Source organism: Burkholderia sp. RS01, assembly GCF_039748055.1.
In the GTDB taxonomy this organism is placed as follows: domain Bacteria; phylum Actinomycetota; class Actinomycetes; order Actinomycetales; family Micrococcaceae; genus Arthrobacter.
In genome coordinates, this window is the sequence record NZ_JBDLAK010000018.1 from 83,023 (window position 1) to 108,301 (window position 25,279).

The following is a 25,279-nucleotide window of genomic DNA, read 5'->3' on the forward strand; positions in this document are numbered from 1 at the left end:
TCAACCAGCAGCGCCGGCCGCCGGGCGCAGAATTCCGATCAGCCGGTCGAGCACGCCGGGGTCCTCTATGGTGGACGGCACCACGTAGTTGTCGCCGTCGGCAATTTGCCGCATCGTCTTCCGAAGGATCTTCCCGGACCTGGTCTTGGGCAGTGCCTCAACCACCGCAACGTGCTTGAAATCGGCCACCGCCCCGATGTCCCGCCGGACCAGGGCGATAAGCTCCTGCACCAGCACGTCCTCCGGCACGTCAGCCCCGGCCTTGAGCACCACGTAGCCGCTGGCATGCTGGCCTTTCAGGGTGTCAGCCACGCCGATGACCGCGCACTCCGCCACCGCCGGGTGCTGCCCGATGACCTGCTCCATCGATCCCGTGGACAGCCGGTGACCGGCCACGTTGATGACGTCGTCGGTGCGCCCCATCACGAAGACGTAGCCGTCCTCGTCCCGGTAGCCGGAGTCGCCGGTGGCGTAGCAGCCCTCAAACGCCCGGAGGTACGACGAGACATACCGCTCATCATTTCCCCATAGCGTGGTGAGGGTCCCCGGCGGCAGCGGAAGCCCCAGCACAATATTGCCTTCCACGCCTGCCTCGACCGCTGCGCCAGCGGCATCCACGATGCCAAGGTTGAAGCCGGGCATCGGCATCGAGGGTGAGCCGGGCTTGATGGGCAGGGCGTCCAGGCCCCGGGGATTGGCGCAGATGGCCCAGCCAGTTTCGGTCTGCCACCAGTGGTCCACGACCGGCACGCCCAGCGCTGCCGCGGCCCAGTGGTAGGTGTCGGTGTCCAGGCGCTCCCCGGCGACGAAGAGGGTCTTGAGGCTGGAAGTGTCGTAGCCGGCCAGCAGGGCGGCCCCGGGATCCGCCTTGCGGATGGCACGCAGGGCAGTCGGCGCGGTGAATAGCACGTTGACTTTGTGGTCACCGATCACGCGCCAGAAGGCCCCGGCATCCGGCGTGCCCACGGGCTTGCCCTCGTACAGCACGGTGGTGGCCCCGGCGATGAGGGGACCGTACACGATGTAGGAATGGCCCACCACCCATCCGACGTCGGACGCGGTCCACATCACGTCCCCCGGGCCGGCGTCGTAGATGTTTTTCATGGTCCAGCTCAGGGCCACGGCATGCCCGCCGTTGTCACGGACCACGCCCTTGGGGCTCCCGGTGGTGCCCGACGTGTACAGGATATAGAGCGGATCCGTGGCGGCGACGTCGACCGGCCCTGCGGGTTCGGCCGCGGCCATTTCGTCATCCCAGTCCAGCCAGCCGGAAAAGTCCGTGCCGCGGGCCTCGAAGCCGTCCCGCTCCTTGACCAGGACCCGCGCGCCTTCCGCTCCAGCGAGCGCGAGGGCTTCCGCGACTGCCGGCAGATACTCCACGCGCCGGGACGGCTCCATTCCGCCGGACGCGGTGACGACGGCCACCGGGGAGGCATCCTTGATGCGGGAAGCCAGTTCCTTGGGGGCGAATCCGCCGAACACCACGGAGTGGATTGCACCCAGCCGGGCTGTTGCAAGCATGGCGATGGCGGCCTCGGGGATCATGGGCATGTAGATCACCACCCGGTCCCCCTTGCCCACGCCCTGTGCCCTCAGGACGCCGGCGAACCTGGCCACGAGATCGGTGAGTTCCGCATAGCTGTACCGGCGCTGGCTGCCCAGCATGGCGGAGTCATAGATGAGTGCGTCCTGGTCTCCGCGGCCGGCCAGGACGTGCCGGTCCAGGGCATTGAAGGACGTGTTGAGGACGCCGTCGGGGTACCAGCCGTAGAGCGGAGCACGGGTGCTGTCCACCGCCTGTTGCGGCGCCCGCGACCAGGACACCCCCGCGGCCGCCTCCAGCCAGAATCGGTCGGGTTCGGCGAGGCTTCGGCCATAGGCGTCGCGGTAACTGTTGGTGACCATGAAGAGTTCCTGTCCACTGCGTTGTGTTGCGGCCCATGCTATCCCCGGCGCTGGTCCGCCGACAAGGGTTGTGTATACATACGGGAAGGATTTCCGGCAATTTTTCCGTAATCGCTGGGACAGATCGGGTTTTCTGTATACACTGAAGGCGATCACCAACGAAGGGAGGCGGGATGCGCGCCAGCGACAGGGCGTATGCGGCACTGCGCGACGACATCATCGAATGGCGCCTCCGCCCCGGATCCGTCCTTGCCGAAGTGGAACAGTCCGAGCGGCTGGGTATTTCCCGGACGCCCCTCCGCGAGGCCTTGAGCAGGCTCACGGCCGAAGGGCTCACGACGACGGCCGGCGGCCGCGGCGTCGTCGTCACCGACATCTCGCTGGAGGACATCGACGAACTCTTCGAGCTCCGCGAAACGCTCGAAGGAAAGGCTGCCGCACTGGCAGCCGAACGAGGCGATGCCGCCATCTTCCTGCAACTGCAGGGCGAGCTGCTCGAAGCGCCGTCACTTATTAGCACCACTGATCCGGCCCGTCACGAGTACTACGAGCTCGTGGGCCGGCTCGATTCGGCGATCGACGCCGCCATCTCCAACTCCTACCTGGCGCAGGCCATGCGGAGCCTGCGGGTGCACCTGGTCCGGGTCCGCAGGCTCGCCGCCGACGACTACGCGCGGCTGACAGCCGCCGCTGCCGAACACGCCGCCATCGCCGAGGCGATAGCGGCCGGCAACCCGCGGCTGGCCCAGGCCGCCACCACCATGCACCTGCACCGCAGCCTTTCCCACGTCAAAGCCACCCATACACCTCAATAGCAAGGAGCCCACATGGTCAAGGAACACCACGTCCGCGTGTACAAGAGCGAGGAAAACCTGCCGCGCGAAGACCAGCTCGCCCACAAGATCGCGGTGGTGGCGGCCGATCCCGTGGCAGTCACGGACGACGTCACCGACATGGTGATCAACCGCGTCATCGACAACGCCTCTGTCGCCGTTGCCTCGCTGAACCGTGCCCCGATCATCGCCGCGCGGGCGCAGGCCCTGACCCATGGGCCCTCGGCCAACGGCAAGGGCGCCAAGGTCTTCGGCATCGGCGAGCGCGTTTCCCCCGAATGGGCAGCATGGGCCAACGGGGTGGCGGTCCGCGAACTGGACTACCACGACACCTTCCTGGCAGCTGACTACTCCCACCCCGGCGACAACATCCCGCCCATCACGGCCGTGGCACAGCACGTGGGCTCCAGCGGGGCGGACCTCATCCGCGGAATCGCCACCGGCTATGAGATCCAAGTCAACTTGGTCAAGGCCATCTGCCTGCACAAGCACAAGATTGACCACGTGGCGCACCTCGGCCCGTCGGCGGCTGCCGGGATCGGCACGCTGCTGGGGCTCGACGTCGAAACCATCTTCCAGTCAGTTGGGCAGGCGCTGCACACGACCACCGCAACCCGTCAGTCGCGCAAGGGTGAGATCTCCACCTGGAAGGCCCACGCCCCCGCGTTTGCCGGCAAAATGGCCGTCGAAGCCGTGGACCGCTCCATGCGCGGCCAGACCTCCCCGGTTCCCATCTATGAAGGCGAAGACGGCGTGATCGCCTGGATGCTCGACGGCCCGGACGCTTCCTACATGGTTCCGCTCCCCGAGGCCGGCGAGGCCAAGCGGGCCATCCTGGACACCTACACCAAGGAACACTCCGCCGAGTACCAGGCCCAGGCCTGGATCGACCTGGCCCGGAAACTCCACAAGGAACACCCGGAGGCCACCGACCCGGCCAACGTCAAGTCCGTGCTGATCAGGACGAGCCACCACACGCACTACGTGATCGGCTCCGGCGCAAACGATCCGCAGAAGTACAGCCCCACCGCCAGCCGCGAAACCCTGGACCACTCCATCCCCTATATCTTCACCGTGGCCCTGCAGGACGGCTCCTGGCACCACGTGGATTCCTACTCCCCCGAGCGCGCCGGCCGGCCGGACACCGTGGAACTCTGGCACAAGGTCACCACCGTGGAAGACCCGGAGTGGACCCGCCGCTACCACTCCCTGGACATCTCCGAGAAGGCATTCGGCGGTTCCGTCGAAATCACGCTGGCCGACGGCACCGTCGTCACCGACGAGATTGCCGTGGCGGACGCCCATCCGCTGGGCGCCCGGCCGTTCGCCCGCGAGCAGTACGTGGACAAGTTCCGCACACTCGCAGCAGGTTTGGTGGAGGACGCGGAAATCGAACGGTTCCTCGACGCCGCTGCCCGGCTTCCGCAGCTGGCCGCCGGCGAGCTTGACCAGCTGAACATCACGGCCGCACCCGGTGTCATCGACTTCGCCGCCGCGCCCAAGGGGCTGTTCTAAATGCTGTATTCCAAGACCACTCCGGAGCAGAAGCGCATCCGCTTCCGTGAGCTGCTCGCGTCCGGGACCGTCCAGCAGTTCCCGGGTGCCTTCAATCCGCTCTCGGCCCGGCTGATCGAGGAGAAGGGCTTCGCCGGCGTCTACATTTCCGGCGCCGTGCTGGCGAACGACCTCGGGCTGCCGGACATCGGCCTCACCACCCTCACCGAAGTGGCCACCCGCGCCGGGCAGATCGCGCGCATGACCGACCTTCCATGCATCGTGGATGCCGATACCGGCTTCGGCGAGCCAATGAACGTTGCCCGGAGCGTCCAGGAACTGGAGAACGCCGGGCTGGCCGGCTGCCACATCGAGGACCAGTTCAACCCGAAGCGCTGCGGCCACCTGGACGGCAAGAACGTGGTGGACCTGGACACGGCCACGAAACGGATCCGGGCCGCGGCCGACGCACGCCGGGATCCGAACTTCCTGATCATGGCCCGCACAGACATCCGTGCCGTGGACGGGCTGGAAGCGGCGCAGGAGCGGGCCAAAGCCCTGGTCGAGGCCGGTGCGGACGCTATTTTCCCGGAGGCCATGAAGGACCTCGGCGAATTTCAGGCCATTCGGGACGCAGTGGACGTGCCGATCCTGGCCAACATGACCGAATTCGGCAAGAGCGACCTTTTCACCGTGGAGCAGCTGCAGGGCGTGGGCGTGAACATGGTGATATATCCCGTCACCCTGCTCCGTAGTGCCATGGGCGCTGCGGAGCGTACGCTGGAATCGATTAAGGCCGACGGAACGCAGGAGGCACAGGTAGGGAACATGCTGACCCGCGCGCGGCTGTATGACCTCGTGGACTACGAGGCCTACAACCGCTTCGACACCGGCGTCTTCAACTTCCGGATCCCCGGAACGCACTGACGCGCATTCCATCCAGGACCACCGGCCGGGGCGGCCGGTGTACAGACAGACGCAAGGAACGAAGGAGTTCAGCATGGCTGAAGAAGAGATCAAGAAGGGCCTCGCCGGCGTCGTGGTGGACTACACCGCCGTCTCCAAGGTCAATTCCGACACGAATTCACTGCTGTACCGCGGCTACCCCGTCCAGGAACTGGCGGCACGGTGCAGCTTCGAGGAGGTCGCCTTCCTGCTGTGGAACGGCGAACTCCCCAATGCCGAGGAACTGGCCGCCTTCACAGCCAGGGAGCGGGCCGGCCGGCGCCTGGATCCGGTGGTCAAGCAGGTGGTTGACGCCATCCCCACCACCGCGCACCCCATGGACGTCTGCCGGACCGCGGCGTCGGTGATGGGGGCCCGCCACGAGCTCTCGGAGGATTCGTCCCGCGAAGCAAACATGACCAAGGCCGTGGACCTGTTCGCGGCCATGCCCGCGGTGGTGGCCTATGACCAGCGCCGCCGTCGCGGCCAGGAACTGGTGGAGCCCCGGGACGACCTGGGCTACTCCGCCAATTTCCTGTGGATGGCGTTCGGGGAGGAATCAGTTCCCGAGGTGGTGGATGCGTTCAACGTCTCCATGATCCTGTACGCGGAGCACTCGTTTAACGCCTCCACCTTCGCCGGACGCGTCATCATGTCCACGTTGTCCGATCTCCATTCGGCCGTGACGGGTGCCATCGGCGCGCTCAAGGGACCGCTGCACGGCGGCGCCAACGAAGCCGTCATGCACACCTTCGACGAGATCGGCATCCGTCCCGAGGAATCGCTCGAGGAGGCAGCCACCAGGGCCAAGACCTGGATGGAAGACGCCCTGGCCCAGAAGAAGAAAGTGATGGGCTTCGGGCACCGGGTCTACAAGCACGGTGACTCCCGTGTGCCCACCATGAAGGCCGCCCTGGACAAGATGATCGCGCATTACGGCCGCCCGGAACTGCTGGGACTGTACAACGGGCTCGAGACCGCCATGGATGAGGCCAAGGGAATCAAGCCGAACCTTGACTACCCGGCGGGCCCGACGTACCACCTGATGGGCTTCGACACGCTCATGTTCACGCCGTTGTTCGTCGCCAGCCGGATCACGGGCTGGACCGCGCACTTCATGGAGCAGCTGGACTCGAACTCGCTGATCCGTCCGCTGAGCGCCTACAACGGCGTAGAGGAACGGCACGTTCCGTAGCGTCCGCTTCCGCGGAACGCACGACGCCGGGCCGGTTACCTTATCGGGTGACCGGCCCGGCGTCGTCATGTCGGGGATGCTATTTCACAGGCCGCAGCTCCAGTGAGACCAGCATCTTTTTCACGTCCTGATACTCCTGCGTCTTCATATAGGCCTTCGCTTCGGCAAGCGAATCGAAGGTGAGCGCCGCCCCCCGGCCGCTGGCCTCGAGCCACAACGCGTCGCCAAAATGAACGAAGGGAACGTCGTCCGGGGCGAGGATCATGTTGTCCAACCCGCAGGTTACGGTGCCGGGACTCTGGGGGATGTCGGTTAATGCCATGGAGCCATACACCTTGTCTGACTGGATAACCCTGAACACAAAGGCCGACGGACCGCGGGGAAACTCCCTGAGCTTCGACGCCTTCTGCGGAATGTCGAGGACGACTGAATCGAGCATGGCGAACGGCTTGGGTTCCGGGCAGGCCGGACCGCCCGCGCCGTCGTAGGCCAATGACAAGGTTGCCATGGTTTTGCCGGCCGGATTCCTCACTTCAACGGTGTTGAACGCACCCACATCGGTCTTCTGGGGAGCTTCAGATAAGGTCCAGCCAGCAGGGTGTTCAAAGGTTGCCTGCCCCGTGCCGTCGGTGAAGGAAGTCCATGCGGCGGCCGCCGGTGATGGCGTGCGTGTGCGTGTGGGTCCGGGTGTCGCCGCCGTCGATTCCGACGGGGCCACCATTCCGGCCGGAGAGGTCGAGGAGGTCAGCGGACCAAGGTTGGTGGCCACGAGGATGCCTGCGGTGACGGCTGCCGCGAGCATCAGTACGCCAGCCAGCCGGGCGCGCCTCAGCCTGCGGTCCGGAAGTGCTGTGATGCTGGCCGGCAGGCTGTCGCTGAATATCGGGGCCTCGTTGAGCACTCTGCGCAGGGCAGCCTCAGCGGCGGGTTCCGCGGCGGGATCGTGGCGGAGCGGGTCTGCACTGGAAATCAGGTTTTTGATCGGATCCATCTCATGCACCCATCTTCTGTGTGACCGACCCGGCGGCCACAGGCATGTGCTTGCGGAAGGCGGCCCTGGCACGGTGCAGGCGGACCTTTGCGGCGGATTCGCTGCACCCCAGGACACCGGCGATCTCGGCCGTGCTCAGCTCGTCCCAGTAGGCCATTTGGAGGATGTCGCGCTCACTGTCGCGGAGGGCGGCCAGCGCGTCGTGGACCACCAGGTCCTCGGACCCCGAGCCGGAGAGCTCAGCGGATGCCCGCAGTTTTATCTGGAGCGCCAGGAGCCGGTCACGGCTGCGGTACGCATTTCCGATCAGGTTCCGCGCGACGGTGAACATCCAGGCGATGTCGGTCCGCGGCGCGTCACCCCATTTCTGCCACACAACGCGGAACACGTCCGCGGCGAGCTCTTCGGCGAGCTCCGTCGATTCCACGCGCCGCCGCACAAATCTGTAAACCCGCGGATAGCTGTCCCTGTGAACGGCGATGAACGCCAGTTCGCGTTCCGATTCCACGCATCCCCCAAACGTAAGAAGTTGAGTCCTGACCTGGCAGGCTAACCGGTTAGTTTCCGCGAAGAAGCGTGCGGTTACACGCCCCGGTAAGAATATTCGGCGGACGCCACTGTTTCGTTGTCCTCGTTCAGCGTGATGATCGCGTCGACGACGCCACCGTTGAGCGCCACCGGCAGCCAGTGCTCTGCGTCCTGCCACATGCGGCCCAGGGGAAGGGCGGAGGTCAGGAACCACTCCGGAATAATCTCGGAACTCTCCGCGGGGTCGCCCGCCCACCGACGGGCAGTAAATAGTCGTGTGGACATGTTCCAGTCCGGCCGGGCGGGGAATACAAACTCCACTGTTCCCGCATCGCGCAGGTCCTCCTCGAGGACAACGATGGCCGCCTCTTCCAGTACCTCACGGCAGGCGGCCTCGGCGTCCGTTTCGCCCGCTTCGACGTGCCCGCCCAGGCCGACGATTTTCCCGGTTCCGAATCCGGTCTTCTTCAGGCCCAGCAGGACCTCCGTCCCGTCACCAGGGCGCTCCCGGAGGAGGAAGCACAGGGTGACGGGCACAGAGGTCATGCAGACCAGCCTAGCCGCGGAATGTCTGTCAGTCCGAAATCCGGAGCGACGTGATCATACGTTTGGCGTCCGCGTACGCCGGCGTCTTCATGTAGGCACGGGCAGCATCGAGGTTGGCAAACTGCAGAACACCCTGCTGCGGTGAATTACCCGGCCCCATCTGGAGAGCACCGGCGAACATGTAGATCGGCGAGGCGGATGTTCCGTTGACCAGGTTGTAGATCGTGCATGCTTTGCCGTCCGGGCCGCCCGCCGTGCTCGTCAGTCCATAGGTGGCGATGACTCCGCCGGCATCCTCCATGGCACGGAAGGCGAACCGCGGGGTCACGGAATCCGGAACCTGCGGGTTGTACGGGAGGTCCACTTCGGCGAAGTCCAGCACCGTGTAGGGGACGGGCTCCGTGAAGCAGGCACCGCCCACCGCTCCGGACCCTCCGTAGGTCAAGATCGCCACGATCTTTCCGGCGTGATCCTTCACCTCGATGTTGACGGCGTCCGGGGCAGCGCCTGCGGCGGGAACAACGGTCCAGGTGCCGGGGTGGTCGAAGCTGACCTTCCCGCCGCTGCTCCGGTACGTGGCCCAGCCGGCGGGCAGCGGCGGTGCGCTGGCGGCGGCGGTGGCGGACGTTGCCGGCGCTGCGGGCTCGGCCGGCAGCGGAGGCAATGCCACGGGAGGCGTCGGCGGCGCCGCCGTGGCTACCGTCGCCGAGGCGGCGCCCGGCGAAGGCGGGCCTGATGAAGCCGGTGCGGACGGGGAGGGTGTGACTGGCCGCGCGGTCTCGGTGCTGGCCGCCGGCGCCGGCACGGGAGCGGGACTACCGACGTTTCCGGCTACGACGCCCACCGTGATGACGGCCGCAGCGGCCAGCCCGGCCACGGAAGCCCTGAGCACGGTCCGGTTGTTCCGGCGCCCGTCCGGGCGTGCCTGCGAGGCAGAAGCCCGGCCGGCGTCGTCCGTGAAGGCACGAATCCCGCCGTCTGCCCCGGGGACTCCCCCGGGCGCTGGCACTGCAGACAAATGAACCGCCGGCGCCGCCGTGACACCAATGGGACTGCCGGGCGGCTGGTCCGGAACCGCGACGCGGGGCCGGGCGTTCCTCATAAGCTCTTCAATGCGGTCCATTCCTAGCCCTTCCTGTCCGTCTTCAGGTGTGCCGGGAGGCGCCGTGCAAATGCCTTACGGGCACGGTGAAGCCGCACCCCGGCCGCCGACACGGAGCATTTGAGCGTTTCGGCGAGTTCCGCCGTCGTCAGGTCATCCCAATAACTGAGCATGAGCACTTCACGGTGCTTGTCGTTGAGCTGGAGCAGTATTTCGGCGACAGCTGCGCGCTCGTCGTCGCCGCCGGATTGGGCCGAAATCCGGGCTTCGGCCTGCAGCCGCTCCGTCAGCCGCTGTTTGCGTTCCCTCCCCCGGTATTCGTTGCCGACGACGTTTCTTGCGGTGGCGATCAGCCAGCCGGGGCTGGGGGCCTCGGGAAAGTCCTTCTCCCATGCGATGCGAAAGACGTCGTTGGCCAGTTCTTCAGCCCGGGGGCTGTCATTGACGCGGTACGCGATGTATTTGTACACCCGGCCGAAGTGTTCGGAGTGCATCGCGATGAACTGATGCTCCCTGGTAGCCAACATGCTGTTTCCCCCTGTGACGGCTGACCTTCACCCGCTGACCGTTAAGTGTCTCCGGAGCGGCCGGTTTTTACATGCATTTCTGTTAAATGCATGTCGTCGCAGGTGGCAGCGATAAGCGGCGCGATTTTCGCGTCGTCAATTGCGCCGGGGCAGCTCTGGGTCTCCCGCTGTTTCGCTAGAGGGCCGTTGTGAATGCATTGCGCTGGAACGCCCGGGGCGCTTAGCCCAGGGCCCGGGGGTGGGCGGCGGCGTAGATCTCCCGCAGGGTATCCGCCGTCACCAGGGTGTAGACCTGCGTGGTGGTCACGGACGCGTGCCCGAGGAGTTCCTGGACGACGCGCACGTCCGCGCCGCCCTCAAGCAGGTGGGTGGCGAACGAGTGGCGGAGCGTGTGGGGGGAAACGTCCTTGGTGATGTTGGCCTTGTCCGCCGCAGCCTTCAGGATGGTCCAGGCGCTCTGCCTGCTGATGCGCCCTCCCCTGGCGTTTAGGAAAAGCGCGGGCGTGCCCTTGCCTTTGGCGGCCAGCAGGGGGCGGCCGCGGACCAGGTAGGCATCAAGCGCCCGGGCTCCGTACGAACCCAGCGGAACGAGCCGCTCCTTGGAGCCTTTGCCGAACAGGCGTACGATCGCGGGCCCGTGCTCGGCCGGCTGCAGCGAGATGTCGTCCACGTCCAGCCCCACGGCTTCGCTGATGCGCGCCCCGGTGGAGTAGAGGAACTCGAGCAGCGCCCGGTCCCGCAGGCCCGTGGCGGTGTCCGTACCGGCCGCTTCCAGGATCCTGGTGACCTCGTCCACCGTGATGGCCTTGGGCAGCCTTTTCCCCGGCATGGGCGGGTGGACATCGCTGGCCGGGTCCGCCGTCGTGGTCCCTTCCAGTGCCCAGAACTTGTGCAGTCCGCGGACGGCAACCACCGTCCGCGCCGCCGAGCGCACCCCAAGCGGGGTCCCGCCGTCGGAGCCGTCGGACAGCGCCTGCACGAAGACCGTCACGTGGTGGCGGGTCACGTCGCCGGGGCTGCTGACGCCCTCGGCGGCGAGGTAGTTCGAGTAGCGGGCAAGGTCACGACGGTAGGCAGAGAGCGTGTTGGCCGCCAGGCCGCGTTCGACGCCCATGTGCTGGAGGTAATCCGTCACCGCGCGGTCGATGGCCGTCCGCGGGCGTTCCGGGCGCGCGGGGACCGGAACGGCTTCTGCCGGCGCCGGATCCCCGCGCCCCGGACCCGTTGGAGTGCCTGCTTCCCCCGCGGCGTCCGCCGGAGGCCGTTCTGCTGCTGCCGTGCCCGCAGTCATCAGCGCTGGCTTGGATGGGCGGGCCAGGGCGCGTCTGCGGGCCGGAGGCCGCCGAAGTCATCGGCCGCCGCGGCCGCGGCGGCGAGGATTCCGACGACGGCGGACGGGTTGTGCAGGCGGCCGTCAAGAACCGCCGCAACGGCGTCCTCGAGCGGAATCCAGTGGAGCTCGATTTCCGCTTCCTCGTCCGTGCGCACGTGCAGTTCGTGATGCGGCACCTCGCTGATCCCGCGGGCAAGGTAGATGCGGATCGCCTCACTGGAGGACCCCGGTGAATTGAAAAAATCCACCAGGACATTCCAGGTGCCGGCCACGAGGTCGGCCTCCTCGGCGAGTTCCCGTGCGGCGCCTGCCACGAAGTCCTCACCCTCCACGTCCAGCAGGCCGGCCGGAATCTCCCAGAGGTCCATGCCCACCGGGTGCCGGTACTGCTTGATCAGCAGCACCTCGCCGGCGTCATTCATGGGCAGCACGGCGACGGCCCCAGGGTGGTCGATGTAGTCGCGGACCAGGGCCTCGCCGTCGTCAGTGAGCTTGAAGCTGTCACTGACAACGTCCCAGATCCGTCCCTCGTAGACCTTTTCCGTAGACAGCAGACGGCGCGGGCTCGGCGCATCCGAAACCTGCCGGGCAGCAGGAGTATTTTCAGAATTACCGGGCATCGCGCCGTCCTTTCGTTGTGGCTGTATCTACTTTGCGGTGACCGTACGGGCAGCCTTGCCGGCGGCACCGGCTTCCACAGCTGCCGCTTCCGGAGCTGCTGCTTCCCCGGCCGTCGTCCCGGCGGCCGCCGTGCCGTTGTCGGAGCTGCCGCTCTGGTGCTCCAGGGCAGCCTTGACGAGGCCGGCGAATAGCGGGTGCGGCCGGGTGGGCCGTGAGCTCAGCTCCGGGTGGGCCTGGGTTGCCACGTAGTACGGGTGCACCTCGCGGGGCAGCTCCACGTATTCCACGAGCTTGCCGTCGGGGGACGTTCCGGAGAACACCAGCCCCTGCTGGGCAATCTGCTCGCGGTACTTGTTGTTGACCTCGTAGCGGTGGCGGTGGCGTTCGCTGACGGTGGTGGTGCCGTAGGTTTCGGCAATGACGGAACCTTCGTCAAGCTTGGCTTCGTAGAGGCCCAGGCGCATGGTGCCGCCGAGGTCTCCCTTGCCTTCAACGATGTCCAGCTGCTCTTCCATGGTGGCGATCACCGGGTACTTGGAGTCCGGCTCGAACTCGCTGGAGGACGCTCCCTCCAGGCCCACCACGTTCCGGGCGTACTCAATGACCATGCACTGCAGGCCCAGGCACAGGCCCAGGACCGGCAGCTTGGTTTCGCGGGCGAACTTCAGCGCGCCCAGCTTGCCTTCAAGGCCGCGGATGCCGAACCCGCCCGGCACGCAAATGGCGTCCACGCCCTCCAGCGACCGAACGGCGCCTTCATGCGTTTCGCACTCATCCGACGGGACCCAGCGGATCTTGACCTTGGCGTCGTTGGCGAAGCCGCCGGCGCGCAGGGCCTCGGTCACGGAGAGGTAGGCGTCCGGGAGGTCGATGTACTTGCCCACGAGGGCAATCTCGACCTCGTGCTTGGGGTTGTGCACGGCCTCCAGCAGCTTGTCCCAGCTGGTCCAGTCGACGTCCTTGAACGGCAGGTCCAGGGCACGGACGATGTAGGAGTCCAGGCCCTGCGTGTGCAGCGTCTTGGGGATGTCGTAGATGCTGGGGGCATCTGCGGCGTTGACCACGGCGTCGATGTCGACGTCGCACATGCGGCCGATCTTCTCGCGCATGGCGTCGGGCACTTCGCGGTCCGAGCGGATCACGATGGCCTCGGGCTGGATGCCGATGGAGCGGAGGGCTGCCACGGAGTGCTGCGTGGGCTTGGTCTTGAGCTCCTGCGAGGGACCGATGTACGGGACCAGCGACACGTGCAGGAAGAAGACGTTGCCGCGGCCGATGTCCTGGCGGACCTGGCGGGCGGACTCAAGGAAGGGCTGCGACTCGATGTCGCCCACCGTGCCGCCGATCTCGGTGATGATGACGTCCGGCGCGTTCTTGCCCTCGGCGGGAAGCCGCATGCGGCGCTTGATCTCATCGGTGATATGCGGGATGACCTGGACGGTGTCGCCGAGGTACTCGCCGCGGCGTTCCTTGGCGATCACCGTGGAGTAGACCTGGCCGGTGGTCACGTTGGCCGAGCCCTCGAGGTTCTCGTCGAGGAAGCGCTCGTAGTGGCCGATGTCCAGGTCCGTCTCGGCGCCGTCGTCTGTGACGAAGACCTCGCCGTGCTGGAAGGGGTTCATCGTGCCCGGATCCACATTCAGATAGGGATCGAGCTTCTGCATAGTTACAGACAAACCGCGTGCCCGCAGCAGGTGGCCGAGGCTCGAAGCCGTCAGTCCCTTACCTAGCGAGGACGCCACACCACCGGTGACGAAGATGTGTTTGGTCGTCTTGGACGAGCCCGGGAACCGGGAATTTACACGGGAATTTGATCGCTGCACCACGGAATTCGAGCCTATCATCAATTGAGCCTTCCACGGATCGGATAACGCATCCCCAACTGCCCAAGTTTGCCGTGCCCGTGCGCCATGGGCAAGGGCGGCACGAATCGGGCGGCCGAATCCGGCGCCGGTTCAGGCCGGACGGGATCAGGCGCGCTGCGGCAGCAGCTTGGCGTCGTCCAGCAGTTCCTGGGCGTGCGCCTGAGCCGTTTCGGAGTCCTCCTGGCCGGCGAGCATCCGGGCCAACTCCCTGACCCGCTCCGCTTCGTCCAGGAGCTGGACATCACTGGAGGTGAACCCGGTGGCGGTGCCGCCGTCGGATCCCCGCACCGAGGTCTTGGTCACGCGGATGTGCTGATCCGCGAAGGCAGCCACCTGGGGCAGGTGGGTGACCACCAGGACCTGCACGTGCTGCGCCAGCATGGCGAGCCGCCGGCCGATCTCGACGGCGGCACGCCCGCCCACGCCGGCATCCACCTCATCGAAGACGAACGTGGGCACCGGATCAACGGCGGCCAGCACCACCTCGATGGCGAGCATCACCCGGGAGAGCTCGCCGCCGGAGGCACCCTTGCCCAGCGGCCGGGCGGGCGCGCCGGAGTGCGGCTGGAGCAGGAAGGAAATCTCGTCCGCGCCGTGGGGCCCCAGCTGTGCGGCGGCTTCGATGGTGATAACGAGCGTGGCATCGGCCATGGCCAGGGCCTTCAGCTCCGCGCTGACCCGTGCGGACAGCTCCTTGGCCGCTTTGGCCCGGATCTTGCTGATGGCCGTTGCCTGTTTCCTGAGTTCGGCCTCGGCCCGCACCACTTCGGCGTCGAGGCCCTCGATCCGGGTGGAATCGTCCTGGAGTTCGTCGAAGCGGACACGGGCGTTTTCCGCCCACACCAGGACCTCGTCGATGCTCGGCGCGTACTTGCGGACCAGCTTGGCCAGGGCCGCCCGCCGGTCTTCGATCTCGGCCAGCCGCTCCGGCCCCTCCGAATCCAGCCCGGCCTGGTAGCTGGCAAGCTCGGTGGCGATGTCGTTGAGCAGGAAGCCCACTTCGGCGAGTCGGGCTGCGGCCGTGCCGAGCTCCTCATCGTGCTCGGCCACGTGCTCCAGCGTCCGCTTGGCCGCGTCCACGAGGGACGTGGCATCGCCGGTCTCTGCGAAGTCCTCGGCAATGATGGCCTGGTGCGCCGTGGTGGCGGCGATGCGGAGTTCCTCGACGTTGGCGAGCTTCACGGCCTCGGCCTTGAGCGCATCGTCCTCCCCCGGCTGCGGGTCCACGGCATCGATCTCCGCCAGGGCCGCTTCCAGCGACTCCGCTTCGCGCAGCCGGTCCCTCGCCGCGCTGCGGAGCGATTCGAGCTCGGCCTGGCTGGATTTCCACGAGCCGTAGAGTTCCTGGAAACTGGCCAGCGCGGCGGCGAGGTTTTCTCCCGCGAACCTGTCGAGGGCTTCACGCTGCGCCGCCGAGCCCTTGAGCCGGATCTGGTCCGACTGCCCGTGTACCACCACGAGCGATTCGCCGATTTCGGCCAGCACACCCACCGGCGCACCCCGGCCGCCCAGGAAGGCCCGGCTGCGTCCGTCCGCGCCCAGACGCCGTGCCAGCAGCAATTCCGCGCCGCCGTCGAACTCCTCGATCTCCGCGCCCGCATCACGGGCGCGTTCCAGGGCGAAGTGCCCGGCGTCGAGCCGCACCACGGCTTCAGCGGAGGCGCTCTTCGCTCCGCTCCGCACCGCGCCCGCATCCGACCGCGCGCCGAGCAGCAGCCCGACGGCGGTGACCACCATGGTCTTGCCGGCACCGGTCTCGCCGGTAACCACGCTGAGCCCGGGGCCCAGCGGCAGCGTGGCGTCGGCGATGACGCCCAGATCTCGGATTCTCAGTTCTTCAAGCATGGTTCACTTCTCCGTCAGAGGATCGGATTCGTCGTCGGACGCGGCAGCGTGCTGCGCGGAGGGCGGCGTCATGGGCCGGGGGGTGCGCACGATGGGCACCGGTCCGGTGTGGACGGTCTCTGACTGCGGCACTGGTCCGCGCCAGCCATGGATGGGCAGTTCAAACTTGCGGACCAGCCGTGCCGAGAACGGCGTCTGGTGGGTGCGCGCCAGCCGGACCGGCGTGGCGGACCGGGTGACTTCGACGCGGGCGCCGGGCGGCAGGTCCACCGAACGCCGGCCGTCGCACCACAGCACGCCCTGGGCATCCGTCCGGTTCAGCACCTCGACGGCCAGCCGGGACCGCGGCGACACCACCAGCGGCTTCGCGAACAGGGCGTGAGCGCTGATGGGGACGATCAGCAGGGCTTCCACTTCCGGCCACACCACCGGGCCGCCGGCGGAGAAGGCGTAGGCGGTGGAGCCCGTGGGAGTTGCCAGCACCACGCCGTCGCAGCCGAATGAGGTCAGCGGGCGTTCGTCCACTTCGGTGACCACTTCAAGCATCCGCTCACGGTTGCCCTTTTCGATGGCGGCTTCGTTGAGGGCCCAGGTGTGCCAGATCTTCTGGCCACGGACCCAGACCTGGACGTCGATGGTCATCCGCTCCTCCACCGTGTACTCACGGCTGGCGATCCATTCGACCGTCTGGGCGAGGTCCGCACGCTCGCTTTCGGCCAGGAAGCCGACGTGGCCAAGGTTGACGCCCAGCAGCGGCACGTCCACTTCCCGCACCAGTTCCGCGGCGCGCAGGATGGTGCCGTCCCCGCCAAGGACCATGACCAGTTCGACGTCGGGGAGCTGGATGTGGTCGTGCAGGATCTCGACCGGCTGCTCCAGCCGGCCGAAAAACCCTTCCATGTCCCCCAGCTCGGACTTCTGCATCACGGGGATGATGCCCGAGGCGTGCAACTGGGCGCACGCCTCCCAGGCAGCCTTCAGGGATTCTTCGCGGCCGGTGTGGGCAAGTACCAGTACACGCCTGCTCATCGGGTTCCGCTCTCTAATGGTTCGGCCAGATCTTTCCCAGCAACGCAGCCACGGCTGCGTCCCGCTCTTCGATCTTAGGCAAGTCTTCGGCAATTCTTCGTTTTATCCACAGGAAGTATTCGACATTTCCGTCCTGCCCGGGGAGGGGGCTGGCGGCCAACCCGCGCAGTTCGAGGCCTGCGTCGATGGCTGCCCCCGCCACTTTACCGACCGCCATCCGCCGTTCGCGCTCTGACGTGACCACGCCGGTGCGCCCCAGCCGGTCCTTGCCGATCTCGAACTGCGGCTTGACCATGAGCACCAGGTCACCGCCGGGGCTGGTGCATGCGGCCAGGGGCGCCAGCACCAGCGTCAAGGAGATGAAGGACAGGTCCGCAACCGTCAGCTCGGCCCTGCCGCCGATCTCTTCCGGATCCATGTAGCGGACGTTGAGCCCTTCGTGGACGGTTACGCGCGCGTCGCTTCGGAGCTGCGGCACCAGCTGTCCGTGCCCGACGTCGACCGCCACCACGTGCGCGGCGCCGCGCCGCAGCAGGACATCGGTGAAACCGCCGGTGGAGGCACCCGCGTCCAGGCACCTTTTGCCGCCGACGGCGACGGCGGGAAATGCGTCCAGCGCCCCTGCAAGTTTGTGGCCGGCCCGGCTGACGTACGCATCCGTGGCGTCTTCCGCCACGGACAGCTCGCGGTCATCGGCCATCTGCAGGGACGCTTTTCCGAGCACATCGCCCGCCGAGGAAACCTTGCCCTCGGCGATGAGCCGCGCGGCATGCGTGCGGGACCGCGCCAGTCCCCTGCTGACGAGCAGCTGGTCGAGTCTGGCCATGGTCAGGCGGCCCCGGGGCGGGGTGCTGCACCGGGCACGGACGACGTGTCCTGGTTCAGCGCTTCGAGCAGGGCGTCATGCATGTCCGTGTACGCGTCAGGGTGCTCGGAGACCTGGAGCCCAGGAACGTCCCGGACCCGGCGGAGGACCTCCTGGACGGCACCGTCGGACACTGCACTGGAGTCTTCCGCCCCGGAAAGAGGCAGTTCCGGCCAGGCAACGTCCGGTGCGGCCCCGGAAAGGTCATTCTGATTCAGCTCGGTCATGGCACCAGTCTATTGATCCAGCCACTCAAGCTCGGGAGCCGTGGGTTCCGCCGCATGGGGGTGGGCCGCCCACCAGGCAGCGCATGCCGCACGCCACGAATCGAGGCTCGCCTTGTCACCCCGGACCCGGATGCCGTTGGCGTCGACGGATGCCGTGGCGTCCCCGCAACGGTACGTTCCGTCGCCGCCCTCCACCTCCGGATACGGCTCGTACAGCCCGGTCAGGTCGTTGATGACGTACCCAGGCCGTTCGTCAGTGCGGGCGGCCAGGATGGTTTCCAGGGTGTCGACGCCGGTCAGGACGGCGACCGTGGCAAAGCCGGCTCTGTTGCCGCCCAGGATGTCCGTGTCCAGCCTGTCGCCCACGACGAGCGGCCGCTCCGCGGACAGCCGCTTCGCCGCGGCATGGAAAAGTGGAGCCTCGGGTTTGCCTGCGACGAGGGGGGTTTGGCGTGTTGCTGCCGCGACGGCAGCCACGAGGGTGCCGTTGCCCGGCGCAATTCCGCGGGCCTGCGGAATGGACATGTCCGTGTTGGTGGCGACCCACAGTGCCCCGCCTGCCACGACATACGACGCTTCAGCCAGGTCCTTCCAGCCGATCCCCGGGTTGAAACCCTGGACGACGGCCACCGGCTTGTCCTCGGCGCCGTGCACGGGCTTGAGGCCAACGAGCTCTATTTCGTGGGCAAGCGCCGGGCTGCCGGTGATCAGGACTGCGGCGCCCGCCGGAAGGAGCGATGCCAGCAGCTCCGCCGCCGCCTGCGAGGAGCTCACCACCTGGTGGTCCTCGGCCGGGGCGCCGAGCTCGCGCAGGTGGGCGGCAACCTGGGCCGGTGTGCGTGAGGCGTTGTTGGTCACGTAGCCGAGGCCAATGCCGGCGCCGGCCAGCCGCAGCAGCGACTCAACCGCGCCGGGGATGGCATGCGGGCCTGCGTAAACCACGCCGTCCAGGTCCGAGAGCAGGGCGTCGAACCGCGAAATGAGCTGAGCGTCAGTCATGCGCGGCTAGTCCTCCTGGCCCTCGTGCCGGGTGTCCTTGGCGGATGCCTCGCCGTCGCCGTCTTCGTCCTCATCCGGCTCCGCGGAGTCGGCGTCGGACTCGGCGTCGTCGGACTCAAAGTAGTCCGATTCGACGTCGTCGAGGTTGTCATCGGCGGACGCAGCTTCAGGCTGTTCAGGAGCCGTCTCGGCTGCCGGCGCGATGCCGGTGGCATGCTCCGAGGTCCGGGCTTCCTGGGGAGCAGCGTCTGTGGCGGCGTGGGCCATCAGCCGCTTTCGTTCGGCTTCCTCCCGGGCCTCCTCTTCCTCGTCCCAGCCGAGGTCGATGATGTCCGGCTCCTCGGAGACGCCCATGCCGAGGGCCTCCTCGGCGACGGCAGCCTGCCGCAGCCACTTCTCGGATTCGGCTCCGCGGCCCACTGCTGCGAGGGCGTCCGCGTAGGCACGGAACAGGCGCGGGCTGTAGGAGAAGGCGCGGTTGATGTCCAGCTGCGGGATCTCCAGCTCGGCCACTGCAGCGTCCAGCTGGCCCAGATCCGAGCGCGCACCGGAGGCAACGATCGCCAGTTCCACCTTCCCGGGAGCGTCCAGGTCCTGGGCTTCTTCGGAGCGGACCACGTCCAGGGCACGGTCCGGGCGTCCCAGTCCGCGTTCGCAGTCCGCCATGACGGGAAGGTGGACGTTGGAGCCGCTGATCCTGCGGTACGTGCGGAACTCGCGGAGGGCCTCGCCGTAGTGTCCGGCGGCGTAGGCGGTCAGGCCCACGGCTTCGCGGACGGCGGAAAGGCGTCCGCCGCGACGGCTGGCGGCCAGTGCATGCTGGAAGGCCAGCTCGGGTTCGTCATCAATGAGGCGTCCGGCCATGACCAGGTGGCGTGCCACCCATTCAGCGCTTTTGGCTTCGAGTGTCTTGATCTGGTGCTGTGTGGCCCGGTCCAGCTCCTTGCCTGTGACGTCCTCGTCGATTTGGGGAGAGCGCTCACGGTCCGGGCGGTTGGCACTGCGGAGGTCGCGGGCGTTGGGCACGCGGACCGGGCGGTCTTCTGCCCTGTCGCGGCCGAACTGACGCGGGCCTGAATCGTTGCGGTCAAAACTGCGCGGGGCCCGGTCCTGGCGGTCGCCGAACGGCTTGCGGTTCTCGCCGCCGCCGAAGCTGCGGCGCTCCCCCTCGCCATCACGACGGCGGTCGCCTTCGCCTTCGCGGCGCGGACGGTCGCCGAAGGGCTTGCGGTCACGGTCGCCGAAGGGCTTACGCTCGCCGGCACCGAAGCTGCGGCGCTCTCCGTCACGCTCGCCGCGCGGACGGTCACCAAACGGCTTGCGGTCACGGTCACCGAAGGGTTTGCGCTCACCCTCGCCATCGCGGCGCGGACGGTCACCAAACGGCTTGCGGTCGCGATCGCCGAACGGCTTGCGCTCACCCTCGCCATCGCGGCGCGGACGGTCACCAAACGGCTTGCGCTCGCCGTCACGCTCGCCGCGGGGCCTGTCCCCGAACGGCTTGCGCTCACCGGCGCCAAAGCTGCGGCGCTCACCGTCACCTTCGCGGCGCGGACGGTCACCAAACGGCTTGCGGTCACGATCGGCAAAGGGGTTCTTCTCGCCGCCGTCAAAGCCGCGGCGGTCGCCGTCGCCCTCCCGGCGCGGACGGTCAGCAAACGGCTTGCGGTCGTCGCCGCCCGGAGCCCGACGGGGGCCGTCTGAGCCGCGGCCGTCCTTGGCACGGAAGCCGCGGGGGTCTCCGCCTGAGTTGTTGGTCCCCCTGAAAGGGCCGCCCTGTGATCCGCGGTTACTGCCCGAGTATCCCCGGTCATTTCCTCCGCGGTTGCCGCCGTTGTGCTCAGCCATTGTGGATTCCTCCTGTAGTGAGCCGACCACTGGCGCAATTTGCAGCCGCTCTTGTCCGTGTTTTGTTGTCCTGCGGGACCCGGGGTGAACCACCCGCCGTCCGCGTATCTTCTGCAATTCTAGGCGAGAGCGCGTCCCAGCCACTAACGGCGAGGCCGTTTGCCGGGCCGGCGTGTGAATCCTCACAACGGCTGCGTGTGCAGACCCGTTCCTGCGCGCGATGTCCTGCCGCGGCCGGTTGGCAACCAGCGGCCGGCACCGGTGCCCATAGGGAAATTCCAAGGCGTGGTGGCCAGACTTTCCCCGACTGTTAGCGGCTGAGGGAGAACCATGTACAAGTCACGCACAATGGCAGTGGCCGTCGCGGCGGTGGTCTTGGGAAGCGGGCTCCTTGCCCTGGTCATTTCGTACTCTGCCGAGGCCGGTGCCGATGCGGGCGCCGCACTGGACCGGACAGGGCCGGCGGTAGCGTGGGGGCTGCCCATTGCCAAGCTGGTCTTCAACGCCTCGGCTGCCTGCACTGTCGGGGCGCTTGCTTTGGCGCTCGTTGCCCTGCGGCCCAAGGAAAGAGCGTTTCGGCTGGCCCTTGACCTCGCCGGCTTCTCCGCCGCGGCCTGGACGGCCGCTGCCTCGGTGATGAGCTTCCTGACATTCCATTCGCTGGCCAATCTCCCGCTGTTCTCGGACGGCTCGGGCGGAGCGTTGGTCAGTTTCCTGGCCGACGTCGACGCCGGGAGGCGGGGAGCCCTGACCATTCTGATCGCCGCGGCTGTGACGTGCCTTTGTTTCGCGGCAGCGAGCCAGCGGTCTGTGGCCCTGACGGTGGTGCTTGCCCTCGCCGGGCTCTTTCCGCTCGCTTTGAACTCCCATGCTGCGGGAGGCGGGAGCCATCCGGACAGCACTGTCACGGTGGTGATGCACATGGGCGCTGCGGCCGTCTGGCTTGGCGGGCTCGCCGCCGTCGTCATACTGCGCCGGGCGCTAAACCCTGACAGGGTCGCCACGGTGGTCCGGCGGTACTCAACGCTGGCGTTGGGTGCGTTCGTGGCCTTGGCTGTAACAGGATTCCTGGCCGCGTGGGCGGGCATGGGTTCGCTGGAAGGACTGGCGTCGCCCTACGGAACCATCGTCGCGGCCAAGTGCGTCGCCTTCGTGGTTCTGGGGCTGATCGGGGCACTGCACCGAGGGTGGGTCATCCGCAGGCTGGACGCAAATCCGGGCGGCGGCGCGCTGACGTTCACTGTCTTGGCCGTGGCCGAACTGGCGGTCATGGGAGCTGCCTCAGGAATGGCGGCCGCGCTGGCCCGGACGCCGCCCCCGGCGGTCACCCGTACCGGTTTCTCCCTGGAGACACCGAAGATTCCTTCGCTCATGGATTCATTCATCAGCTGGAAACCCGATCCGTTGTGGACCCTCTTCTGCGGTGCCGCTGTTTTCCTGTACCTGGCGGGAACGCGCCGGCTGCGGCAGCAGGGCCGGTCTTGGCCGCCCTACCGCTCCATCCTGTGGGTGCTGGGCATAGCGGTCCTCTTCACCGTGACAAGCGGAGGGCTTCGCGCCCTGCAGGAATCCCTCATCAGCGCACATGTCTTGACCCAGATGGCGCTGATGGCGGTGGTTCCCCTCCTCCTGGTGCCGGCGTCGCCGCTCACCTTGGCCAGCCAGGTTATACCCCGCAGGACGGACGGGACCGTAGGCGGCGCGGAAGTGCTCCGCCTCGGACTCCGGCCGTTTTACGCCGCCACAGCGGCCCCCTACGTTCCCGCCGTCGGGCTGGCCGCCGTGCTGGCTGTGCTGTACTACACGCCCCTCCTGGAATACTCGTCACGCACCCAGCTCGGTTACGAAGCCATGTCCGTACTGGCGCTCCTGTCCGGTTGCCTCTTCGCCTCTTCGCTGGCCGGTTCCTCCGGTGCCAGGCAGGCGTCCGGCCTGGCAGCAAAGCTCCTGAGCATCGGCGGCACAGCAGTCCTGTACGCGATCCATGGCTGGGCACTGGCACAGCAGCCCGACCAACAGCCGGACAGCAGAAGGCAAGAGTGGCTGATAACGGTCCAGCAGCCATGGAACCACTCCGTCCTGGCGGCGCCGGAACCCGCCGGGGCGGTGATGTGGATCGTGGCGGCAGCCACGTTGGGCGTTGCCGCGCTGACCGTCGTCCTCAAGGCACGCCGCACCGCCATGGCCCGGCACGGTAAGGGCCGCGCCATCGATCGTGCCCGGGAACTGGTCCGCTGATCAGCAAGGTGGTGGCCGCCTGCGTTTGGCGGCGTTTCCAGGTGGCGGGACCGCCCAACGCCGCGGCCGGGCGTTGAGACCAGCCCTTTCTGGTTCCTCAAGGCCCATGTTTGCTCAAGGTATTCGCAGGGTGGGCCTCACATCCTTTATCTAAACCAATTGGACTTACGGCACGCCGGAGGAAAACATGCCAGTTTCACGTCGCCAAGCGCTCCAGATCGGTGGGGTGGGAATTATCGGGGCCATGGGGCTCGCGGTGCCGCTGTCATCGGTCAGCGCGAAGTCTGCCAGCCTGCTGGATCCGCGAAACATGCCTAAGCCTTACCAGCAGGCGCTCACCGTCCCGCCGGTGCTCAAGCCCAAGAGCACGGTAGTAGGTACGGACGGTAAGAAGACGCACCTCTATCACATCGAGCAGACGGCCGGCATGGCCAGCATCGTTCCAGGCCTGAAGACGCCGATCCTGGGATACAACGGCTCCTTTCCCGGTCCCACCATCAAGGTGAACCAAGGAGAGCGCATCAAACTGGAAATGGATAACGTCCTGCCGCTCTTCCATCCGCAGTGGGGATACCGCCTGGATACCTCGACGCATCTCCACGGTTCCGCGTCCTTGCCTCAGTTCGACGGGTACGCCAACGACATCACCGGCCGCGGGATGTGCAAGGACTACGAGTACCCCAACTTCCAGCCCGCGCGCACGTTGTGGTACCACGACCATGCCGTGCACAACACCGCGCAAAGCGTGTATTCGGGCCTGGCAGGCCAATACCACCTTCACGACGAGGTGGAGCAAAACCTGCTGCCGCAGGGCCAGTACGACGTGCCCCTGACAGTCTCCGACGCCATGTTTGCCAGGAACGGGGCACTCGGCTACAACGACAACACGCATTCCGGTCTGTGGGGCGACGTCATCCTGGTCAACGGTGCGCCGTGGCCGTACATGAAGGTTCAGCGCCGAATTTACCGCTTCCGCATCCTCAATGCGTCCATCTCGCGCTCCTACAGGTTCCAGCTCAGCACCGGAGACCCGGTGACCGTGGTTGGAACCGACGGCGGCCTGATGCCGTCCGCCCAGCAGGTCACCTCCTGGCGGCAAGCCGGTGCCGAACGCTACGAGATCCTCATTGACTTCTCCAAGTACCCGGCAGGCAAGCGCGTTGAACTGCGCAACCTGTCGAACAAGAACAACGTCGATTACGACAACACCGGCAGGATCATGGCCTTCGACGTCACCGGCGATCCGGTCGACACGTCCGGTCCCGCTGCCACGGTGATGCCGACGCTCCTCGCCGGCAGCACGGCCATGAGCCTGACGCCGTCCCAGTCCGTCAAAACCCGGCAAATGCGCCTGAAAAGGGACAACGGCATCTGGACCATTGGCGGCACGACGTGGGATGAAGTCATCAAGAGCGGCTACAAGAAGGTCCTGGCTAACCCGGACCTGAACGATGTTGAAATCTGGGAGGTCGAAAACAGCTCGGGAGGCTGGTTCCATCCGCTGCATATCCATCTTGTGGATTTCCAGATCCTCAGCCGCAACGGCCAGGCACCTTTCGCTTACGAGCGTGGCCCCAAGGACGTCGTGTATGTCGGAGAAGGCGAGACGGTTCGCCTGCTCATGAAGTTCGAGCATAACCGGGGCCGGTACATGATCCACTGCCACAACCTTCCGCATGAGGACCACGACATGATGGGCCAGTTCAGCGTGGGCTATAACCCGAACGAGCCCGACCCCAACGACCCCATCGAAGCCGTGAAACCGCATCCCATCGGCCAGGTCCCGCCGGCCGGCGGGGCGGCAACGCAGCCGGCCGAATCCACCGGCGGCGGGGGCGGCGGATCTAGCGAGCCCACCGAGGCTGCGGCGCCGGCGGCACCGGCGGCACCGCAGCCGGCAGCCCCGGTGACCCCCGTGACCACGGCGCCAAAGGACGTGGTCACCGTTAGCACCGCCAGGCACCGGCTGAACAAGGACATCACCTTCGCGGGGACGTCCAAGAACGCCGGCCCTGCGACAGGGGCCAGCGTTATGCTCTACGACGTCACACCGGGCCGTGCGGCCGCCCGCCTCGGCGCCGCAACGATCAACTCCCTCGGAAACTGGTCGTGGACGGCAAAGCCCGGCCCCACGCGGCAAGTCACCGCGGTCAGGGCAGACTCGAGCCGTGGAGGCACGGCGCAGGCCGCGGTGCGGCCGGGTTGAGGGGGTTAAATGCGGGAGAGCCCCAACCGTGTGGTTGGGGCTCTCGACCGTGTAATGGTTGTCCGGCGGTGACCTACTCTCCCACACCCTCCCGGGTGCAGTACCATCGGCGCTGTGGGTCTTAGCTTCCGGGTTCG

The 25,279-nt window shown here is 67.1% G+C and carries 21 protein-coding genes; 6 read left to right on the forward strand and 15 right to left on the reverse strand.

Annotation, left to right across the window (positions count from 1 at the left end):
- The gene (locus ABFP37_RS16550) at positions 1–1,905 is read right to left on the reverse strand and encodes an AMP-binding protein (protein WP_347034210.1); all 1,905 of its coding nucleotides are present in this window, start codon (positions 1,903–1,905) and stop codon (positions 1–3) included.
- A gap of 173 nt (positions 1,906–2,078) precedes the next feature.
- Between ABFP37_RS16550 and ABFP37_RS16555 the strand changes: the two genes are divergently transcribed.
- From ABFP37_RS16555 to ABFP37_RS16570, 4 genes are all read left to right on the forward strand, one after another.
- Positions 2,079–2,720, forward strand: coding sequence for a GntR family transcriptional regulator (locus ABFP37_RS16555; protein ID WP_078029004.1), 642 nt, complete (start codon positions 2,079–2,081; stop codon positions 2,718–2,720).
- Positions 2,721–2,732: 12 nt separating this feature from the next.
- Positions 2,733–4,253, forward strand: coding sequence for an MmgE/PrpD family protein (locus ABFP37_RS16560; RefSeq protein ID WP_347034211.1), 1,521 nt, complete (start codon positions 2,733–2,735; stop codon positions 4,251–4,253).
- The gene (gene prpB, locus ABFP37_RS16565) at positions 4,254–5,159 is read left to right on the forward strand and encodes a methylisocitrate lyase (protein WP_078029006.1); all 906 of its coding nucleotides are present in this window, start codon (positions 4,254–4,256) and stop codon (positions 5,157–5,159) included. It abuts the gene before it with no gap.
- Positions 5,160–5,232: 73 nt separating this feature from the next.
- Entirely contained in the window at positions 5,233–6,372 is a 1,140-nt protein-coding gene (locus tag ABFP37_RS16570) for a bifunctional 2-methylcitrate synthase/citrate synthase (protein ID WP_078029007.1), read from the forward strand.
- A 79-nt stretch (positions 6,373–6,451) separates the two neighbouring features.
- Here ABFP37_RS16570 and ABFP37_RS16575 read toward each other — a convergent pair whose 3' ends face one another.
- The 14 genes from ABFP37_RS16575 to ABFP37_RS16640 form a co-directional block, all read right to left on the reverse strand.
- Positions 6,452–7,372: a hypothetical protein gene (locus ABFP37_RS16575; RefSeq protein WP_347034212.1), complete on the reverse strand. Its 921-nt coding sequence runs from the start codon at positions 7,370–7,372 to the stop codon at positions 6,452–6,454.
- Positions 7,365–7,871, reverse strand: a complete 507-nt coding sequence (locus ABFP37_RS16580) for a sigma-70 family RNA polymerase sigma factor (RefSeq protein ID WP_078029009.1) — start codon at positions 7,869–7,871, stop codon at positions 7,365–7,367. Before ABFP37_RS16580 ends, ABFP37_RS16575 begins: the two co-directional genes overlap by 8 nt.
- Positions 7,872–7,945: 74 nt before the next feature.
- Positions 7,946–8,437, reverse strand: coding sequence for an 8-oxo-dGTP diphosphatase (locus ABFP37_RS16585; protein WP_144275784.1), 492 nt, complete (start codon positions 8,435–8,437; stop codon positions 7,946–7,948).
- Positions 8,438–8,465: 28 nt separating this feature from the next.
- Positions 8,466–9,560, reverse strand: coding sequence for a hypothetical protein (locus ABFP37_RS16590; protein WP_347034213.1), 1,095 nt, complete (start codon positions 9,558–9,560; stop codon positions 8,466–8,468).
- Positions 9,561–9,562: 2 nt separating this feature from the next.
- Positions 9,563–10,066, reverse strand: coding sequence for a sigma-70 family RNA polymerase sigma factor (locus tag ABFP37_RS16595; protein ID WP_347034214.1), 504 nt, complete (start codon positions 10,064–10,066; stop codon positions 9,563–9,565).
- Between the two features lie 220 nt (positions 10,067–10,286).
- Positions 10,287–11,357 carry a site-specific tyrosine recombinase XerD gene (gene xerD, locus ABFP37_RS16600; RefSeq protein WP_347034215.1) on the reverse strand — a complete coding sequence of 357 codons (1,071 nt, stop codon included), beginning with the start codon at positions 11,355–11,357 and terminating at the stop codon, positions 10,287–10,289.
- Entirely contained in the window at positions 11,357–12,019 is a 663-nt protein-coding gene (locus ABFP37_RS16605; RefSeq protein ID WP_078029012.1) for an NUDIX hydrolase, read from the reverse strand. The genes xerD and ABFP37_RS16605 overlap by 1 nt, the downstream gene beginning before the upstream one ends.
- Positions 12,020–12,046: 27 nt before the next feature.
- Positions 12,047–13,843, reverse strand: coding sequence for a CTP synthase (locus tag ABFP37_RS16610; protein ID WP_347034223.1), 1,797 nt, complete (start codon positions 13,841–13,843; stop codon positions 12,047–12,049).
- Between the two features lie 147 nt (positions 13,844–13,990).
- Positions 13,991–15,730: a DNA repair protein RecN gene (gene recN / locus ABFP37_RS16615; RefSeq protein WP_078029013.1), complete on the reverse strand. Its 1,740-nt coding sequence runs from the start codon at positions 15,728–15,730 to the stop codon at positions 13,991–13,993.
- Between the two features lie 3 nt (positions 15,731–15,733).
- Complete coding sequence (locus ABFP37_RS16620; RefSeq protein ID WP_078029014.1) at positions 15,734–16,759, reverse strand: NAD kinase; 1,026 nt, start codon at positions 16,757–16,759, stop codon at positions 15,734–15,736.
- A 13-nt stretch (positions 16,760–16,772) separates the two neighbouring features.
- A complete protein-coding gene (locus tag ABFP37_RS16625) occupies positions 16,773–17,585 on the reverse strand; it encodes a TlyA family RNA methyltransferase (protein WP_078029015.1) in 813 nt (270 codons plus the stop codon).
- Between the two features lie 2 nt (positions 17,586–17,587).
- Entirely contained in the window at positions 17,588–17,851 is a 264-nt protein-coding gene (locus tag ABFP37_RS16630) for a hypothetical protein (RefSeq protein ID WP_347034216.1), read from the reverse strand.
- Between the two features lie 9 nt (positions 17,852–17,860).
- Entirely contained in the window at positions 17,861–18,850 is a 990-nt protein-coding gene (locus tag ABFP37_RS16635; protein ID WP_347034217.1) for an HAD-IIA family hydrolase, read from the reverse strand.
- Positions 18,851–18,856: 6 nt separating this feature from the next.
- Positions 18,857–20,698 (reverse strand): hypothetical protein, encoded by a 1,842-nt coding sequence (locus tag ABFP37_RS16640; RefSeq protein ID WP_347034218.1) that lies wholly within the window; start codon positions 20,696–20,698, stop codon positions 18,857–18,859.
- 330 nt (positions 20,699–21,028) lie between these two features.
- On the opposite strand from ABFP37_RS16640, the gene ABFP37_RS16645 reads away from it, so the two are divergent.
- The gene (locus ABFP37_RS16645) at positions 21,029–22,936 is read left to right on the forward strand and encodes a cytochrome c oxidase assembly protein (RefSeq protein WP_347034219.1); all 1,908 of its coding nucleotides are present in this window, start codon (positions 21,029–21,031) and stop codon (positions 22,934–22,936) included.
- Between the two features lie 187 nt (positions 22,937–23,123).
- Positions 23,124–25,142: a multicopper oxidase family protein gene (locus tag ABFP37_RS16650; protein ID WP_347034220.1), complete on the forward strand. Its 2,019-nt coding sequence runs from the start codon at positions 23,124–23,126 to the stop codon at positions 25,140–25,142.
- Positions 25,143–25,279 lie beyond the last annotated feature (137 nt).

Coding starts and splice junctions, on each gene's coding strand:
- ABFP37_RS16570 (WP_078029007.1), top strand. CDS start 5,233: ATGGCTGAAGAAGAGATCAAGAAGGGCCTCGCCGGCGTCGTGGTGGAC.
- ABFP37_RS16555 (WP_078029004.1), top strand. CDS start 2,079: ATGCGCGCCAGCGACAGGGCGTATGCGGCACTGCGCGACGACATCATC.
- ABFP37_RS16635 (WP_347034217.1), bottom strand. CDS start 18,850: ATGACTGACGCTCAGCTCATTTCGCGGTTCGACGCCCTGCTCTCGGAC.
- ABFP37_RS16625 (WP_078029015.1), bottom strand. CDS start 17,585: ATGGCCAGACTCGACCAGCTGCTCGTCAGCAGGGGACTGGCGCGGTCC.
- ABFP37_RS16645 (WP_347034219.1), top strand. CDS start 21,029: ATGTACAAGTCACGCACAATGGCAGTGGCCGTCGCGGCGGTGGTCTTG.
- prpB (WP_078029006.1), top strand. CDS start 4,254: ATGCTGTATTCCAAGACCACTCCGGAGCAGAAGCGCATCCGCTTCCGT.
- ABFP37_RS16595 (WP_347034214.1), bottom strand. CDS start 10,066: ATGTTGGCTACCAGGGAGCATCAGTTCATCGCGATGCACTCCGAACAC.
- ABFP37_RS16640 (WP_347034218.1), bottom strand. CDS start 20,698: ATGGCTGAGCACAACGGCGGCAACCGCGGAGGAAATGACCGGGGATAC.
- ABFP37_RS16630 (WP_347034216.1), bottom strand. CDS start 17,851: ATGACCGAGCTGAATCAGAATGACCTTTCCGGGGCCGCACCGGACGTT.
- recN (WP_078029013.1), bottom strand. CDS start 15,730: ATGCTTGAAGAACTGAGAATCCGAGATCTGGGCGTCATCGCCGACGCC.
- ABFP37_RS16620 (WP_078029014.1), bottom strand. CDS start 16,759: ATGAGCAGGCGTGTACTGGTACTTGCCCACACCGGCCGCGAAGAATCC.
- ABFP37_RS16605 (WP_078029012.1), bottom strand. CDS start 12,019: ATGCCCGGTAATTCTGAAAATACTCCTGCTGCCCGGCAGGTTTCGGAT.
- ABFP37_RS16650 (WP_347034220.1), top strand. CDS start 23,124: ATGCCAGTTTCACGTCGCCAAGCGCTCCAGATCGGTGGGGTGGGAATT.
- ABFP37_RS16585 (WP_144275784.1), bottom strand. CDS start 8,437: ATGACCTCTGTGCCCGTCACCCTGTGCTTCCTCCTCCGGGAGCGCCCT.
- ABFP37_RS16560 (WP_347034211.1), top strand. CDS start 2,733: ATGGTCAAGGAACACCACGTCCGCGTGTACAAGAGCGAGGAAAACCTG.
- ABFP37_RS16590 (WP_347034213.1), bottom strand. CDS start 9,560: ATGGACCGCATTGAAGAGCTTATGAGGAACGCCCGGCCCCGCGTCGCG.
- xerD (WP_347034215.1), bottom strand. CDS start 11,357: ATGACTGCGGGCACGGCAGCAGCAGAACGGCCTCCGGCGGACGCCGCG.
- ABFP37_RS16550 (WP_347034210.1), bottom strand. CDS start 1,905: ATGGTCACCAACAGTTACCGCGACGCCTATGGCCGAAGCCTCGCCGAA.